The following is a 16,283-nucleotide window of genomic DNA, read 5'->3' as shown; positions in this document are numbered from 1 at the left end:
AATTGTCTAACTTTTGGGGTCAGTACAGAAAAGCCTTGGTCGTATGCGTTTTATTATGGGAAAATGTACTTGACCTCTGTATTTCATTTTGAAAATGACAAAATCCTGAGTTTAGAGTTCTCAGGATTTTTCGTTTACTGTTGTGGTTGTTGTTGAGGGGTCTGTGGAGCTGGAGTTTGATTGGCTCCGGGTGTATTTGGCGCTTGGTTTTGACCATTGGTACTAGCATCAGGACTTGTGGCTGGTGCTTGATTTTGACTATTATTACTAGCATCAGGACTTGTAGTTGGTGCTAGGCTAGTAGAGCCTTCTGTACTTGTTGAGGAGTTTTCGGTTGAAGATGATTGGGATGTTGTTTCAGTCCAAGTCGGTCTTGCTCCATTTTGGAAAACAAACTGCCCATTTCGATAGATACCATCTGGTATATTCCAATCCTCTGGATTGCTTCCTTCAGACAGGTAGGTCATCATAGAGCGGTAAACTTTGGCAGCGACCGTAAGGCCATTGCCTACAAGTGGTGTCAGACGGTTAGAATAGCCTGTCCATACAGCCATTGAATATTTACGCGTATAGCCAGCAAATAGTTCATCAGGTGCTACAAACTGAGAGGTCTTGATGTGGTTTTCAATTTCCTCGTCTGTATAGTTAGAGGTTCCTGTTTTACCAGCCTGAGGGAGCCAAGCAAGATAGGCATTTCGTCCAGTTCCATAAGTCAAGACTGTTTTCATCATGTCGGTCATCATATAGGCTGTCGTTTCCTTCATGGCACGAGTTCCGACATTAGAGAGCTCTTTTTCACTCCCATCACTAAAGACGACTTTATGGATATACATTGGCTTATAGTAAGTTCCACCATTTGCAAAGGCAGCGTAAGCAGCAGCCATCTTTTCACTACTTGCTCCATATTTTTTGTCTGATTCGGTTGTGTTACTTGAAATGGCATTTGAGTAGTGAAGACTTGGGTAGTCGATTCCGAGACCATTTAGGAAAGTCTTGGCGCGGTTGAGTCCGACCTTGTTTAGCGTTTCCACGGCTGGGACGTTTCGCGATTGTTGCAGGGCGTATTGCAAGGTGATGTTGCCAAAGTAGCCCCTATCCCAGTTATAGACAGGGGTATCTGTCCCAGGATAGTTATAGGGCTCATCGTGAACGATAGTAGCAGTTGAATCGTAGACACCGTACTCCAAGGCAGGAGCATAGTCTGTGATCGGTTTCATAGTTGATCCCCAGTCGCGGTTTGTTTCCACTGCTTGGTTAATTCCGAAGGAAACATTACTTGACTGATGTCGTGCTCCTAGCTGGGCAATGACTTTACCGTTAGAAACATCGACAATGGTAGAAGCGACTTGCAATTCATCGTCTGGATAGGCAACGTATTCGTCTGTATTGTAAATATCCCACAGATGTTTTTGAGCTTCTTGGTCTACATTTGTGTAGACATCCATCCCAGTTGTGAGCAGGTTATAGCCTGTTTCTTCTTCAACTTGATTGATGACTTCCTTGAGGTAATTATCCATGTAAGCAGGGTAATTACTTGCTGATTTGAGACTTTGTAGTCCATCAGTAATTGATGTGTTGACTGCTTTCTCATACTGTTCAGCAGAGATGTAGCCTTGATTTTTCATTTCAGATAAGACCAAGTTTCGGCGGTTTTGGGCTGCTTCTGGATGTGAATAGGGGTCATATTGGTTTGGTGCCTGAGGCATTCCAGCCAGCAAGGCTAACTGAGGTAAACTTAAATTATTGAGGTCTTTACCATAGTAGTTTTGAGCGGCTGTCTGCATTCCATAGTTGCCATTAGACATGTAGACCTTATTTATATAGTAGGTCAAGATTTCTTGCTTGGTTGCTTTTTGTTCTAACTGAATCGCTAACCAAGCTTCCTGAGCCTTACGAGAAATAGTCTGGTCGGAAGTCGAGGTTGAAAAGTAAGTCAACTTAATCAACTGTTGGGTGAGAGTTGATCCACCTTGGAGGGAATTGCTTTGCAGATTGCGCAAGAAAGCTCCCAGGATACGGATGGTATCAATCCCCCTGTGGTCGAAGAAGCGATGGTCTTCGATAGAAACGATTGCCTTAACCAAATCTGTGGGAATATCATTAGCTTGGGCATTGACGCGGCGTTCAGAACCCAAGTCGGCAATGAGTTGATTTTTATTGTCGTAGATTTTACTAGAAGTTGTTGCAACTAGTTTACTCTCGGATAGGGTAGGAGCCTTGCTAACGTAGTAGAAAAAAACTCCTCCGCCTAAGACGATGGTTGCGATAACCAAGCTTAAGAAGCTAATGCCCAGATACTTGATTAGGCGCAGAATCGTTGGTTTGTTCATCTTGTTTTACCACCTAATAAATATTCTTTGATAACATTGAGATAAGGAATTTGAGGGAAGGCACTAGCCTTGATTTCATATCCATATTCTCGAATATATCCAAGTGGCATTGATTTTTGTCCCTTATCTTGATGATAGAAGCGAATCAAATCGAATGCCGGCAATAAGTAGGTTTCTTGCTGAGAAGAAAAGTGAAGAAGGACAAAGCAGATTCCTTGTTGGGCAAGGACTTGTTCCATATGCTGAATCTGATGTGGATGAAAATTTTTCATCGGAATCGCACGTTTTTGTTTTGTTTCCTTGGCTTCAAAGTCGATGTAATATCCATTATAAACGCCAGAATAGTCCGTCGTTGAAGCTTGTCGAAAATAGGCTTCAACAATCTTGGCACGACTTCGTTGTGGATAGTCCACTCGTACGATTTGAATAGGGGTTGGTTTCTTGTGTATAACAGCCAAGCCCTGAGACAAATAGTAGTCGTTGGTAGCATTGATCATCTTTTCAAAAGACATTCCTCGATTTGCGAAATTTTTGGGTTGAGAAAGAGATGTTTGTCTTTTTTGTGATGAAAGTTTATGTGGATAGTTGACCATAATTCTCCTTATTGGTGCAATAATATCACTTTATTATACCATAAATTTGCACAGAAAGGGTTAAAAATGACTATAGCTTTTATCACAAGATATTTTTTCGCTTCATTCATATTCAGTTGGATCCTTTTCATATGACTATTCTACCAAATGGGATATTTTCACGTTCGATTTACTAAAGACATTATCACATTCGAATCACAACGTAGTATAAAAAATATAAATATCATTTGATTTAATTTTATAAATGTTATATAATGATGTCGAAAGCGCTTTACAAACAAGATATAATCTAGAGTCGTAATTATATAGGCTTGATTTTAGCTTTATTGTTTTATTGATTCGGAACATTCTTCTAGTAATTAACTACAGACTGATTAAACTTGGGATTGAAATTATCTCCATACTTATATATTTTGAAGGAATCTCTATGAAAGACATTATTCGGATACTATCTATTGGCTTTTTATGGATTCTGTTGATAGCAAATGTAGTGCATGCAGCAACTGCGATTACTTATAATGGACAGGGAATAAGAGGTAAATATTCAATACAAGCTTGGTACACTAACCGTAGAAGAACCTATACTGTTAATCATAACCAAACTCCTAGACCTGGGAGTGGGAACGTAGGGTTTAGAGTTTCTGTTGTGAGTCGTTCATGGATTGGTGGTAAAATATATGCATCATCTGTTTATTATGGAAAAACTAGTGGAACAATTAGTGTTGATCTAAATTCAGGTACTTATGGATTATATTTCAATACTGAGGATAGAGGTTTATATAATATTTCAGGTAGTGTGGCTTATTAATTGAGTATTTATTTGGATAAGTCTTTTATTAACTATTTTATAATTTTTTAGTTTAATACTCTTCCTTACTAATCATATCAATTGGTTTTTATAGTAAAATGAAACTAGAATAGTACAACATAATTTCTAAAGCATTGTTAGAAATTAATTTGAATGCCTCAAATGATTTATCCTCATCTTATTTCAATTTACTATAGTTTCTTTGTGAGTTTTGATGTAGAAAAGTATTTTGTGATGGATTATAAAGATTGAATAGATATAAGTTATTTTAAAACATACTTTTAAAGAGAATTTGGTAATAATAAGTGAATTATTATCAATTAAAAATAAGTTTGGTAAAAAATCTTTACAATCAGAAAACCGTATATTATCACGATTTTAAAATCTTTGATCATATACGGTTTATTATTGAAATATTTGTTTTCTCTTAAAATTGATGCTTTTATAAAATTAAAAAGCAATATAGGTAGTAGATATTTTCATAGATTTGTTACTGATTTTGTCAGTATTATCTACAACCTCGAAAAAGGATACTATTCAAACTGTGCTTAGTTCTTTTGTTTTCTGTTTACTATGAGTTTTCACCTGGCCTTCTTTAAAATCAAAGTTTACATGTTTTGTTGACAGTTTGCGTAATAAACATCGGAATTTAAATATATACTTTAAACAAATGCCTATCATTAGTACATATTATAAAAAATGATGCTCTTTCTGATTTTAAAGGAATGTAAATAGAATATCTAAGATTTGTAGTTTTATTTTATGTAATGAATTATCTTTTTTCCTAATCTGCTATCATGGATATTGCTTCCAATTATAAAACCTATTGTGTTTGTAAATATATCTCCTATATCAAAGAATCCGAGATGAAATACATATTGTGAGGTTTCTATTATTGTTATGAAAAAGATAAAACGCATGACTGTTTTAAAATTAAATTTAAATAATCCTCCTATTGGGATAAAAATTACAATATTTAAAAGAGGAATTGTTGAATCAATTAAAAGTGAATCTTTGATAAACTCAACGAGATTAAAGTTAACTCCCTGAATACCTAAATTTTTAAAAAGTAGCGAATAAACAAGAATTAAACAGTAAAGAAAATAAGATATTCTTATCAATCTAGTATCAAGTCTGTGCGTATAGCTAGATCTTAGGAAAGTGAATAAAAACAATGTTAGAATTAGAATGATGAATAGAGGTCTCCAGAAATCAGAGCCACCGGTAGGAAAACTAAAGATAGAGATGAATTGGAAGTAAAGGTATTCCATAAAAAACCATCTACAAATTAGGAAGGAAATAGCTAAATTTAAAAAATCAAGTATATATATTTTTTTCATTTTATAATCTCCTAAATTTCATTTATATACCATATTATATCATAAATTTGCACAGAAAGGGTTAAAAATGGCTACAGCTTTGGTTTTAGGCTATTCTGCTTTTGATTTGGGTTTGTTTTCTGACAAGGATCCTCGTCTTAAATTGATTAAAAAAGCGATACGTAAAGATTTAGAGGCTATGGCAGCAGATGGGGTGTCTTGGCTTGTATTTACAGGGACTTTAGGCTTTGAATATTGGGTTCTAGAGGTTGCGCAGGAGATGAAAACCGAATATGGTTTTCAGTTGGCCACCATTTTTGCTTTTGAAACCCATGGGGAAAATTGGAATGAAGCCAATCAGATGAAACTGAGCCGTTTTAAGCAGGTAGACTTTGTCAAATATGCTTATTCTCGCTATGAACACAAGGGGCAGTTAAGAGATTATCAGCAGTTTTTACTGGAAAATACGAATAGCTCCTATCTTTTTTATGATGAAGAAAATGAAACGAAATTAGCTTATTTTTACCAAAAGATGAAAAATCAAGAGGACTATTTTATAAAGAGATTAACATTTGATCAATTAAATGAACTTGCTGAAAATTTTTCCGAAAATTGAAGCTTTGACCTTGATTTTTGTTTGCCTTTTTTTATATAATAATACTAGCAATCGAGAATGGAGAGAGACATGGCAAGTATTATTTTTTCAGCAAAAGATATTTTTGAACAAGAGTTTGGGCGTGAAGTCCGTGGCTATAGTAAGGTAGAAGTTGATGAGTTTTTAGACGATGTCATCAAGGACTATGAAACCTATGCTGCCTTGGTCAAGTCACTTCGTCAGGAGATTGCGGATTTGAAGGAAGAATTAACTCGTAAACCGCAAGTGAGCTCGGCTCCAAGTCCTAGTCACCCAGATCCAATTGATGTGGCTGCTTCATCTTCTATGACGAATTTTGATATTTTGAAACGCTTGAATCGTCTTGAAAAAGAAGTATTCGGTAAACAAATTTTAGACAATACTGATTTGTAATTCAGGTCTTGTTACATGCAATTTTTGGATAATCGCGTGAGGAGAATTGCTTCTCATGAGGAAAGTCCATGCTAGCACAGGCTGTGATGCCTGTAGTGTTTGTGCTAGGCGAAACCATAAGCCTAGGGACGAGAAATCGTTACGGCAGTTGAAATGGCTAAGTCTTTTGATAGGTCAGAGTAGGCTTGAAAGTGCCACAGTGACGGAGTCTTTCTGGAAACGGAGAGAGTGGAACGCGGTAAACCCCTCAAGCTAGCAACCCAAATTTTGGTCGGGGCATGGAGTACACGGAAACGAACGTAGTATTCTGACTGCTATCAGCTGGAGCTGTTAGTGGTAGACAGATGATTATCGAAGGAAGTGGTCCTAGTCACTTCTGGAACAAAACATGGCTTATAGAAAATTGCATATAGGTTGGGGCTGAGAAATTTTCTCAACCTCATTTTTTAAAGTGAACAAAAGAAAGGTCTTACAAGACTGTAACATGAAAAAAGAATTTAATTTAATTGCAACTGCGGCAGCAGGACTTGAAGCTGTTGTAGGACGAGAAGTGCGAGAGTTGGGCTACGATTGTCAGGTTGAAAATGGTCGTGTTCGTTTTCAAGGAGACGTGAGAGCTATTATCGAAACCAACCTCTGGCTTCGGGCAGCAGATCGTATCAAAATTATCGTAGGAACGTTCCCAGCTAAGACTTTTGAAGAGCTGTTTCAGGGAGTTTTCGCCCTAGATTGGGAAAATTATTTACCACTTGGAGCTCGGTTCCCGATTTCAAAAGCCAAATGTGTTAAATCTAAACTTCACAATGAGCCCAGTGTTCAGGCTATTTCTAAGAAAGCTGTTGTCAAGAAATTGCAGAAACACTATGCTCGCCCAGAAGGTGTTCCTCTGATGGAGAATGGCCCAGAGTTTAAGATTGAGGTCTCTATTCTCAAAGATGTGGCAACTGTCATGATTGATACGACAGGATCCAGTCTCTTTAAACGTGCCTATCGTACGGAAAAGGGTGGGGCTCCTATCAAGGAAAATATGGCAGCAGCTATTTTGCAACTCTCTAACTGGTATCCAGACAAGCCTTTGATTGATCCGACCTGTGGTTCGGGGACTTTCTGTATTGAGGCAGTTATGATTGCTCGAAAGATGGCACCAGGACTTCGTCGCTCTTTTGCCTTTGAGGAATGGAACTGGATTAGTGATCGCTTGATTCAAGAAGTGCGTACAGAAGCGGCTAAAAAAGTAGACCGTGAGCTGGAACTGGATATTATGGGCTGTGATATTGATGCTCGCATGGTGGAAATTGCTAAGGCCAATGCTCAGGCAGCGGGTGTTGTAGGAGACATTACTTTTAAGCAGATGCGCGTGCAGGATTTGCGTTCCGATAAAATCAATGGTGTAATCATCTCCAATCCGCCTTACGGGGAGCGTTTATCAGATGATGCAGGGGTGACCAAGCTTTATGCTGAGATGGGTCAAGTATTTGCACCACTGAAAACTTGGAGCAAATTTATCTTGACTAGTGATGAAGCCTTTGAAAGCAAGTATGGTAGCCAAGCAGATAAGAAGCGTAAGTTATACAACGGAACCTTGAAAGTGGATCTGTATCAATATTTTGGTCAGCGTGTCAAACGGCAAGAGGTAAAATAGAAAGGGATACTCATGAGTAAAAAAAGACGAAATCGTCATAAAAAAGAAGGTCAAGAACCGCAATTTGATTTTGATGAAGCAAAAGAGCTAACAGTTGGTCAAGCTATTCGTAAAAATGAAGAAGTGGAAGCAGGAGTCTTGCCTGAGGATTCCATTTTGGACAAGTATGTTAAACAACACAAAGATGAAATCGAAGCAGATAAGTTTGCGACTCGCCAATACAAAAAAGAGGAGTTAGTTGAAACTCATAGTCTGGATGATTTAATTCAAGAGATGCGTGAGGCTGTAGAGGAGTCAGAAGCTTCTTCGGAGGAAGTTCCATCTTCTGAAGACATCTTACCACCCTTGCCTTTGGACGATGAGGAGCAAGGCTTGGATCCTCTATTGCTAGAGGATGAAACTCCAACAGAAATGACTGAAGAAGTGGAAGAGGAGCAAAACCTTTCTCGTCTGGATCAAGAGGACTCAGAAAAGAAAAGTAAAAAAGGCTTTGTTTTGACCGCTTTGGCGCTTGTATCAGTGATTATCTGTGTCAGTGCTTATTATGTCTATCGTCAAGTGAATCGCTCGACCAAGGAAATTGAAACTTCTCAATCAACTACAGCCAATCAATCAGATGTGGATGATTTTAATACACTTTATGACGCCTTCTACACAGATAGTAATAAAACGGCTTTGAAAAATAGCCAGTTTGATAAACTGAGTCAACTCAAAACCTTGCTTGATAAACTGGAAGGTAGTCGTGAACATACGCTAGCCAAATCTAAGTATGATAGTCTAGCAACGCAAATCAAGGCCATTCAAGATGTCAATGCTCAATTTGAGAAACCAGCTATTGTGGACGGTGTGTTGGATACCAATGCCAAAGCCAAATCGGATGCTAAATTTACGGATATTAAAACTGGAAATACGGAGCTTGATAAAGTGCTAGATAAGGCTATCAGCCTTGGTAAGAGCCAGCAAACAAGTACTTCTAGCTCAAGTTCAAGTGAAACTAGTAGCTCAAGCACTAGTCAAACAAGCTCAAATACGACTAGTGAGACAAGCCCAAGTAGTTCAAATGCTGCCTCAAATGAGACTAGAAGTTCTCGTAGCAAAGTCAATATGGGCGTATCAAGTGCGGGTGTTGCTGTTCAAAGAAGTGCCAGTCGTGTTGCCTATAACCAGTCTGCTATTGATGATAGTAACAACTCTGCCTGGGATTTTGCGGATGGTGTCTTGGAACAAATTCTAGCGACTTCACGATCACGTGGCTATATCACTGGAGACCAATATATCCTTGAACGTGTCAATATCGTTAACGGCAATGGTTATTACAACCTCTACAAGCCAGATGGAACCTATCTCTTTACCCTTAACTGTAAGACAGGCTACTTTGTCGGAAATGGCGCTGGTCATGCAGATGACTTGGACTACTAAGCAGTCGTTACAAAATTCTTTCTTTTCAAAAGTAAAAATGATAAAATAAAATAAATGAAACAAGAGGAGTGTCAAATGACAAAAGCTAACTTTGGTGTCGTAGGTATGGCCGTAATGGGTCGTAACCTTGCCCTTAATATTGAATCTCGTGGTTACACAGTTGCTATTTACAACCGTAGTAAAGAAAAAACGGAAGATGTGATTGCTTGCCATCCTGAAAAGAACTTTGTACCAAGCTATGACGTTGAAAGTTTTGTAAACTCAATCGAAAAACCTCGCCGTATCATGCTGATGGTTCAAGCTGGACCTGGTACAGATGCTACTATCCAAGCCCTTCTTCCACACCTTGACAAAGGTGATATCTTGATTGACGGCGGAAACACTTTCTACAAAGACACCATCCGTCGTAATGAAGAATTGGCAAACTCAGGTATCAACTTTATCGGTACTGGGGTTTCTGGTGGTGAAAAAGGTGCCCTTGAAGGGCCGTCTATCATGCCTGGTGGACAAAAAGAAGCCTACGAATTGGTTGCAGATGTTCTTGAAGAAATTTCAGCTAAAGCACCAGAAGATGGCAAACCATGTGTGACTTACATCGGTCCTGATGGAGCTGGTCACTATGTGAAAATGGTTCACAACGGTATCGAGTATGGGGATATGCAATTGATCGCAGAAAGCTATGACTTGATGCAACACTTGCTTGGCCTTTCTGCAGAAGACATGGCTGAAATCTTTACTGAGTGGAACAAGGGTGAATTGGACAGCTACTTGATCGAAATCACAGCTGATATCTTGAGCCGTAAAGACGATGAAGGCCAAGATGGACCAATCGTAGACTACATCCTTGATGCTGCAGGTAACAAGGGAACTGGTAAATGGACTAGCCAATCATCTCTTGACCTTGGTGTACCATTGTCACTGATTACTGAGTCAGTGTTTGCACGCTACATTTCAACTTACAAAGAAGAACGTGTACATGCTAGCAAGGTGCTTCCAAAACCAGCTGCCTTCAAGTTTGAAGGAGACAAGGCTGAATTGATTGAAAAAATCCGTCAAGCCCTTTACTTCTCAAAAATCATTTCATATGCACAAGGTTTTGCGCAATTGCGTGTAGCTTCTAAAGAAAACAACTGGAACTTGCCATTTGCAGACATCGCCTCTATCTGGCGTGATGGCTGTATCATCCGTTCTCGTTTCTTGCAAAAGATTACAGATGCTTACAACCGTGATGCAGACCTTGCCAACCTTCTTTTGGATGAGTACTTCTTGGATGTTACTGCTAAGTACCAACAAGCAGTGCGTGACATCGTAGCTCTTGCTGTTCAAGCTGGTGTACCAGTCCCAACTTTCTCAGCAGCTATTACTTACTTTGATAGCTACCGTTCAGCTGACCTTCCAGCTAACTTGATCCAAGCGCAACGTGATTACTTTGGTGCCCACACTTACCAACGTAAAGACAAAGAAGGAACCTTCCACTACTCTTGGTATGACGAAAAATAAGTAGGTCTGCCATGGGGAAACGGATTTTATTACTTGAGAAAGAACGAAATCTAGCTCATTTTTTAAGTTTGGAACTCCAAAAAGAGCAATACCGAGTTGATCAGGTTGAGGAGGGGCAAAAAGCCTTCTCCATGGCTCTTCAGACAGACTATGACTTGATTTTATTGAATGCTCATCTGGGGGATATGACAGCCCAGGATTTTGCAGATAAGCTGAGTCGAACTAAGCCAGCCTCAGTCATCATGATTTTAGATCATTGGGAAGACTTGCAAGAAGAGCTGGAAGTTGTTCAGCGTTTTGCAGTTTCATACATCTATAAGCCAGTCCTTATCGAAAATCTGGTAGCGCGTATTTCGGCGATCTTCCGAGGTCGGGACTTCATTGATCAACACTGCAGTCTGATGAAAGTTCCAAGGACCTACCGCAATCTTAGGATAGATGTTGAACATCACACGGTTTATCGTGGTGAAGAGATGATTGCTCTGACTCGCCGTGAGTATGACCTTTTGGCGACACTTATGGGAAGCAAGAAAGTTCTGACTCGTGAGCAGTTGTTGGAAAGTGTCTGGAAGTATGAAAGTGGGACCGAGACAAATATCGTAGATGTCTATATCCGTTATCTACGTAGCAAGCTTGATGTTAAAGGCCAAAAAAGCTACATTAAAACCGTGCGTGGTGTTGGTTACACCATGCAAGAATAGAAAAGTAGTTGCAGTTGTGTAACTGCTTTTTTGAGGAGTTTTTATATATTGACATGCAGTCGGGTCTTTGCTACAATCGTTTTAGGAGGGTATATAGATGAAAATTTTGAAAAAAACTATGCAAGTTGGACTGACAGTATTTTTCTTTGGTTTGCTAGGGACCAGTACAGTATTTGCAGATGATTCTGAAGGATGGCAGTTTGTCCAAGAAAACGGAAGAACCTACTACAAAAAGGGGGACCTCAAAGAAACCTACTGGCGAGTGATTGATGGTAAGTACTATTATTTTGATTCTCTATCTGGAGAGATGGTTGTCGGCTGGCAATATATCCCGTTTCCATCTAAAGGTAGTACAATTGGTCCTTACCCAAATGGTATCAGATTAGAAGGTTTTCCAAAGTCAGAGTGGTACTACTTCGATAAAAATGGAGTGCTACAAGAGTTTGTTGGTTGGAAAACATTAGAGATTAAAACTAAAGACAGTGTTGGAAGAAAGTACGGGGAAAAACGTGAAGATTCAGAAGATAAAGAAGAGAAGCGTTATTATACGAACTATTACTTTAATCAAAATCATTCTTTAGAGACAGGTTGGCTTTATGATCAGTCTAACTGGTATTATCTAGCTAAGACGGAAATTAATGGAGAAAACTACCTTGGTGGTGAAAGACGTGCGGGGTGGATAAACGATGATTCGACTTGGTACTATTTAGATCCAACAACTGGTATTATGCAAACAGGTTGGCAATATCTAGGTAATAAGTGGTACTACCTCCGTTCCTCAGGAGCAATGGCCACTGGCTGGTATCAGGAAGGTACCACTTGGTATTATTTAGACCAGCCAAATGGCGATATGAAAACAGGTTGGCAAAACCTTGGGAACAAATGGTACTATCTCCGTTCCTCAGGAGCAATGGCAACTGGTTGGTATCAAGATGGTTCAACTTGGTACTACCTAAATGCAAGTAATGGAGGTATGAAGACAGGTTGGTTCCAGGTCAATGGCAAATGGTATTATGCCTATGGTTCAGGTGCTTTGGCAGTGAATACGACCGTAGACGGCTATTCTGTCAATTATAATGGCGACTGGGTTCGGTAATGACAGGGTGCTTATAATTATATTAGAACACTCGCTTAATCAAAGAAGTGACTTTGTTGTACTTGACCTGACGATTGGGGAGATTAAAAAGCATGTGAAATCTACACATGCTTTTTTGTTAGTTATGAGTGTTGAACTTGACTAACCATTGACAAAAGATAAGAGCAATCAAAATAAGATACAAAAATATCAATGCTAACTGCACCGAAACGCCCGATGCTATGGATAGGGCTAATAGGGAGAGCAGGGACGGGGCGAGAATGTCCACTGTGCTCAGAGCAGAGCCCACCGTCCCCATCTTGTCACTGGGGATATAGGCAAAGACAGCTGCTTGTAGGCGAGGGCTGAGAATGCCTATAATCGTAGAACTGATGAAACTGGTCATGAAAATTACGATATAGGCTTGATAAAGGATACTAGTTATTAGAGCCAATAGGGAAATCTCACAGAAAACCAAGAGGTGCGTGAAACGGATATTTTTAAATAGATTACTGCTGGTCATATTGCCAAGGATAGCTCCACAAGACATGATGATGGAGAGCAGGGCGAGGAGTTGCCCAATGCTTAGTTGTGCTAGTGTTTGTTGGATGAAGCGGAGGGCAATCAGCCGAGGGGACACATCCAAGATGGCAATCATACTGGTCGTCAGAAACAGTAGTATGACGGTATCTTTTAACCTCAGGAGCACAGCCAGCGATTGTTTAAGATGTTGAAAATATTTCTTAAAACTCAGTGCTGTATGTGACATTTCAATCCTTTTTTCAACCTCATACAAGGTATGTCTAATAACATACAGGCCCAAAAAGGCAATGACAAAAGTCAGAGTGTTGATAAGGGAAATAGTTTGAATACTTATAACATTGATAAGGAATGCGCCAGCCAGATTGGCGACAATGCGGACAACCCTCATCAGAGACTGCCTAAACCCCATGGCATCATGCAGGTCGTCCTTAATTACACTGATGTAGAGGGCGTTCATCATGTAGGCAGACAGGTAGCTCAAGGTGTCAGAGATGAGGTTGATGATGACAATCATAATGACTGAAACTAATGAAAAGGGCGACAAGACGAGAAATACTGTCAAAATAGCGTAGAGCAGGATTTTGATTTTGGCAATCCAGAGTGCGTGTTTGACTCTATTTTCTTGAAAATCTCCTAGAATCCCGAGAAAGAGTTGCGATAGTAGGGGAACCATCTCTGAAATGGAAATCAGTAAAATCGCTAGCGGAGCGAAATTGTACTGAGCCACATAATTGATAATGGCGAGGTAGAAAATACTGTCGCCGAATGATGAAAAACAGCTGTTTAGCAGCAACTGTCTATATATGTTGTTTGTCCAAAATAATTTCATACATTTCTCCTTATGTCTGCACATCGAATGGGAATTTATTATTTAATAGACACCAATATACCCCATGCTTCCTATTCCGAAGTCAAACAAATCTGCTTTACCACTATCTCCTTGAAACATCAGTAAACCGTGATCATCTCGTTCAGAACATGCTAAAATTACCTGTTGGATTTTTTTCATCAGTAATTTGTTTTGATTGTAGACAGTGGTTTGTAGTAAGCTAGTTATTCCGTGGCAATATCCTGTCATCATTTTTAGATGATGGTTAAAAACAAATTCTTGATATTTACTAATAATATCTTTGTTTCCGTCACAATCGTACATACAAAGATATAAGATTATTCCGGAAATTCCTTCGCACCAAGAAAGTTGTAAATTTCCTAAATTTTCAGTATTAGAAGTAACTTTTTCTAATAATTTTTTTAATTCAGCATGGAATATATGGAGATCATTATAGAACATAGAAGGTTCTAAGACTTTAGAATAGGCAAATAAAGCATATGCAATTTCACAATATCCATGAGCAAAGCTATAGTCTAAAATGCTTTCTTTGGCTGTATCTCTTTGTAGGAAATAATGATAAATTTCCCCATATACTATTGTGGATGAAAGTTTTAAGAGTATTGTCATTGGTAAATTGATAGTATTTTATTAATGGTAATAGGACACCAGATTTTCCCAATGCAAAGTCTATTTCCTCTAGAGTATCATAATTCTCTATTAATTTCTTAGCGGTGACGTTTGCTAATTGTAGATAGTATTGATTTTTACTGATAGAAAATAAATGTAGGAGTAACCATAGATAGCCTGCATCACCAAATAGCAGTGAGTATTGATATTCATATGTGTGTGTCGTTCTAATTGTCACTGCCTTCTTGATGATAGAGAGTATTTTAGAATCCAGTTCTGGGGGGTACAATTTATTTAGAGGAAACAGTAGTCCAGCTATTCCGTGTTGGAATGATAAATTACTTACGAAATTTCCAAATTCTGTTGAAGAAGTAATCCTTCCTTCAGAATTTACAGTTTTATCTAGTAAAAATCGTAGAACACTATTACATTCCGTTTTGTAATCATATTTATGTTCCTCTATTTTTTTAATTTTGACTAAATTATTTGTTTGACTTAAATTTAGTAGGTATTGTAACCAAAATAGTTGCTCATCTGTGAGCTGACCTTGAGTATGTGATAGTTCTAGTAATTGAATAGGATCCTTTAGTTAGATTCGATCAATCCATAACATAACAACATTTTTAGGACAACTTGTCAAATATTAGTATATATTTTTACATCTTGAATTGTCAAATTAAGTGCATAACTTTCCCGTTCAATATGTACTGACCCCCAAAAGTTAGACAATTAATTTATCCAAAGGATTTAGTTCTGTACTGCACAGGACTAAGTCCTTTTAGTTTTACCTTAATTCGTTTATTGTTGTAGTAATCAATATAGTCTACAATAGCTTGTTCCAATTGCTTAAGCGACTGAAACGACTTCTCATAACCGTAAAACATTTCCGATTTCAGAATCCCAAAGAAGGACTCCATCATACCGTTGTCTGGGCTGTTGCCCTTGCGTGACATGGATGCTTGAATTCCCTTACTCTCTAGGAACCGATGATAAGAATCGTGTTGATATTGCCAGCCTTGGTCACTATGGAGAATCGTATTCTCGTAGTGCTTCTCTGTGAATGCCTGTTCCAACATTGTTTGTACTTGTTCTAAGTTGGGTGAAGTTGAAAGATTATAGGCGATAATTTCACTATTAAAGCCATCTAAAACTGGTGATAAGTAAAGCTTTTGAGAACTTGCTGGAATGGCAAATTCTGTCACATCTGTGTAGCACTTTTCCATTGTTTTAGAGCCTTCAAATTGACGTTGAATGAGATTCTCTGCTTTCTTACCAACGTCTCCTTTATGAGAAGAATATTTTCGTTTCTGTCGCATTTTAGCTTGTAAATTGAGTACTTTCATCAAGCCTTGAACTCTTTTATGATTTACTAGATAACCACGATTTCTTAGTTCTAAATAAATCCGACGATAAGCATAATTTCCCTTGTGTTCGATAAAGATGGATTGAATTTCAGCTTTAAGCTCTTGATTCTTATCTAGTTTATCTAGCTGTTTCAAGTGATAGTAGTAGGTCGAACGAGCTAGTTTAATGGCTTTTAAAAGAAGATCTAACGAAAACTCAGTCATTAATTCTTGAACAATTTCTGTCTTTCTTCTTTCTCTTTTTCCTCCTTCAATCGGAGTTCTCTTAACTTTTTTAGGATGGCATTCTCCGCTCTCAGGTACTCATTTTCTGCTTGAAGACGTTCTAATTCTGTCCTCTCTTCAGGTCTCTTTTTTGGCTTACGTCCCATTTTAGGTACTCTCCCTCTTGTTTTCTCAACAATAGTATACCCGTTTTTCTTGTATTGTGCTAGCCAATTAAGAAGTATCGTACGACTTGGGAGGCCGTATTCAAGAGAAACTCTATCTTTAGTCCAGCCTTC

14 protein-coding genes, 1 other RNA gene and 1 pseudogene are annotated in these 16,283 nt (G+C 38.5%); 9 read left to right on the top strand and 7 right to left on the bottom strand.

Annotation, left to right across the window (positions count from 1 at the left end):
* Window positions 1–134 precede the first annotated feature (134 nt).
* Both pbp1a and recU read right to left on the bottom strand, forming a co-directional pair.
* A complete protein-coding gene (pbp1a, locus tag HT703_RS08145; RefSeq protein ID WP_172930027.1) occupies window positions 135–2,330 on the bottom strand; it encodes a penicillin-binding protein PBP1A in 2,196 nt (731 codons plus the stop codon).
* A complete protein-coding gene (gene recU, locus HT703_RS08140; protein ID WP_000248778.1) occupies window positions 2,327–2,923 on the bottom strand; it encodes a Holliday junction resolvase RecU in 597 nt (198 codons plus the stop codon). Before recU ends, pbp1a begins: the two co-directional genes overlap by 4 nt.
* 427 nt (window positions 2,924–3,350) lie before the next feature.
* Between recU and HT703_RS08135 the strand changes: the two genes are divergently transcribed.
* Window positions 3,351–3,731 (top strand): hypothetical protein, encoded by a 381-nt coding sequence (locus HT703_RS08135; protein WP_054392695.1) that lies wholly within the window; start codon window positions 3,351–3,353, stop codon window positions 3,729–3,731.
* A gap of 755 nt (window positions 3,732–4,486) precedes the next feature.
* Here the strand turns inward: HT703_RS08135 and HT703_RS08130 are convergent.
* The gene (locus tag HT703_RS08130; RefSeq protein ID WP_000725526.1) at window positions 4,487–5,071 is read right to left on the bottom strand and encodes a VanZ family protein; all 585 of its coding nucleotides are present in this window, start codon (window positions 5,069–5,071) and stop codon (window positions 4,487–4,489) included.
* 67 nt (window positions 5,072–5,138) lie between these two features.
* Between HT703_RS08130 and HT703_RS08125 the strand changes: the two genes are divergently transcribed.
* The 8 genes from HT703_RS08125 to cbpJ all read left to right on the top strand — a co-directional run bounded on the left by HT703_RS08125 (window position 5,139) and on the right by cbpJ (window position 12,435).
* Window positions 5,139–5,666 carry a DUF1273 domain-containing protein gene (locus HT703_RS08125; protein WP_023935618.1) on the top strand — a complete coding sequence of 176 codons (528 nt, stop codon included), beginning with the start codon at window positions 5,139–5,141 and terminating at the stop codon, window positions 5,664–5,666.
* Window positions 5,667–5,735: 69 nt separating this feature from the next.
* A complete protein-coding gene (gpsB, locus tag HT703_RS08120; RefSeq protein WP_000146532.1) occupies window positions 5,736–6,077 on the top strand; it encodes a cell division regulator GpsB in 342 nt (113 codons plus the stop codon).
* A gap of 20 nt (window positions 6,078–6,097) precedes the next feature.
* Window positions 6,098–6,478, top strand: an RNA gene (gene rnpB, locus HT703_RS08115) — RNase P RNA component class B.
* Window positions 6,479–6,561: 83 nt separating this feature from the next.
* Complete coding sequence (locus tag HT703_RS08110) at window positions 6,562–7,719, top strand: class I SAM-dependent RNA methyltransferase (RefSeq protein WP_000711366.1); 1,158 nt, start codon at window positions 6,562–6,564, stop codon at window positions 7,717–7,719.
* 12 nt (window positions 7,720–7,731) lie between these two features.
* Window positions 7,732–9,138 carry a mid-cell-anchored protein MapZ gene (mapZ, locus tag HT703_RS08105; RefSeq protein ID WP_000039262.1) on the top strand — a complete coding sequence of 469 codons (1,407 nt, stop codon included), beginning with the start codon at window positions 7,732–7,734 and terminating at the stop codon, window positions 9,136–9,138.
* A 75-nt stretch (window positions 9,139–9,213) separates the two neighbouring features.
* Window positions 9,214–10,638 carry an NADP-dependent phosphogluconate dehydrogenase gene (gene gndA / locus HT703_RS08100; protein ID WP_000158778.1) on the top strand — a complete coding sequence of 475 codons (1,425 nt, stop codon included), beginning with the start codon at window positions 9,214–9,216 and terminating at the stop codon, window positions 10,636–10,638.
* Window positions 10,639–10,649: 11 nt separating this feature from the next.
* Entirely contained in the window at window positions 10,650–11,339 is a 690-nt protein-coding gene (locus tag HT703_RS08095) for a response regulator transcription factor (protein WP_000518020.1), read from the top strand.
* Between the two features lie 97 nt (window positions 11,340–11,436).
* Window positions 11,437–12,435: a choline-binding protein CbpJ gene (gene cbpJ / locus HT703_RS08090; protein WP_023934050.1), complete on the top strand. Its 999-nt coding sequence runs from the start codon at window positions 11,437–11,439 to the stop codon at window positions 12,433–12,435.
* Between the two features lie 118 nt (window positions 12,436–12,553).
* Here cbpJ and HT703_RS08085 read toward each other — a convergent pair whose 3' ends face one another.
* The 4 genes and pseudogenes from HT703_RS08085 to HT703_RS08070 form a co-directional block, all read right to left on the bottom strand.
* Window positions 12,554–13,786 (bottom strand): MFS transporter, encoded by a 1,233-nt coding sequence (locus HT703_RS08085; protein WP_023935619.1) that lies wholly within the window; start codon window positions 13,784–13,786, stop codon window positions 12,554–12,556.
* Window positions 13,787–13,828: 42 nt separating this feature from the next.
* Entirely contained in the window at window positions 13,829–14,416 is a 588-nt protein-coding gene (locus tag HT703_RS08080; protein WP_031233470.1) for a lanthionine synthetase LanC family protein, read from the bottom strand.
* Window positions 14,316–14,705, bottom strand: a complete 390-nt coding sequence (locus HT703_RS08075; protein WP_016397728.1) for a lanthionine synthetase LanC family protein — start codon at window positions 14,703–14,705, stop codon at window positions 14,316–14,318. Before HT703_RS08075 ends, HT703_RS08080 begins: the two co-directional genes overlap by 101 nt.
* Before the next feature lie 445 nt (window positions 14,706–15,150).
* Window positions 15,151–16,283: pseudogene (locus tag HT703_RS08070) on the bottom strand (IS3 family transposase); the annotation flags it as partial.

The sequence above is a fragment of the Streptococcus sp. 3874 genome (assembly GCF_013276425.1).
In the GTDB taxonomy this organism is placed as follows: Bacteria; Bacillota; Bacilli; order Lactobacillales; family Streptococcaceae; genus Streptococcus; species Streptococcus pseudopneumoniae.
Note: the sequence above shows the minus strand (reverse complement) of the source record. Positions and strands in the feature narration are given on the sequence as shown.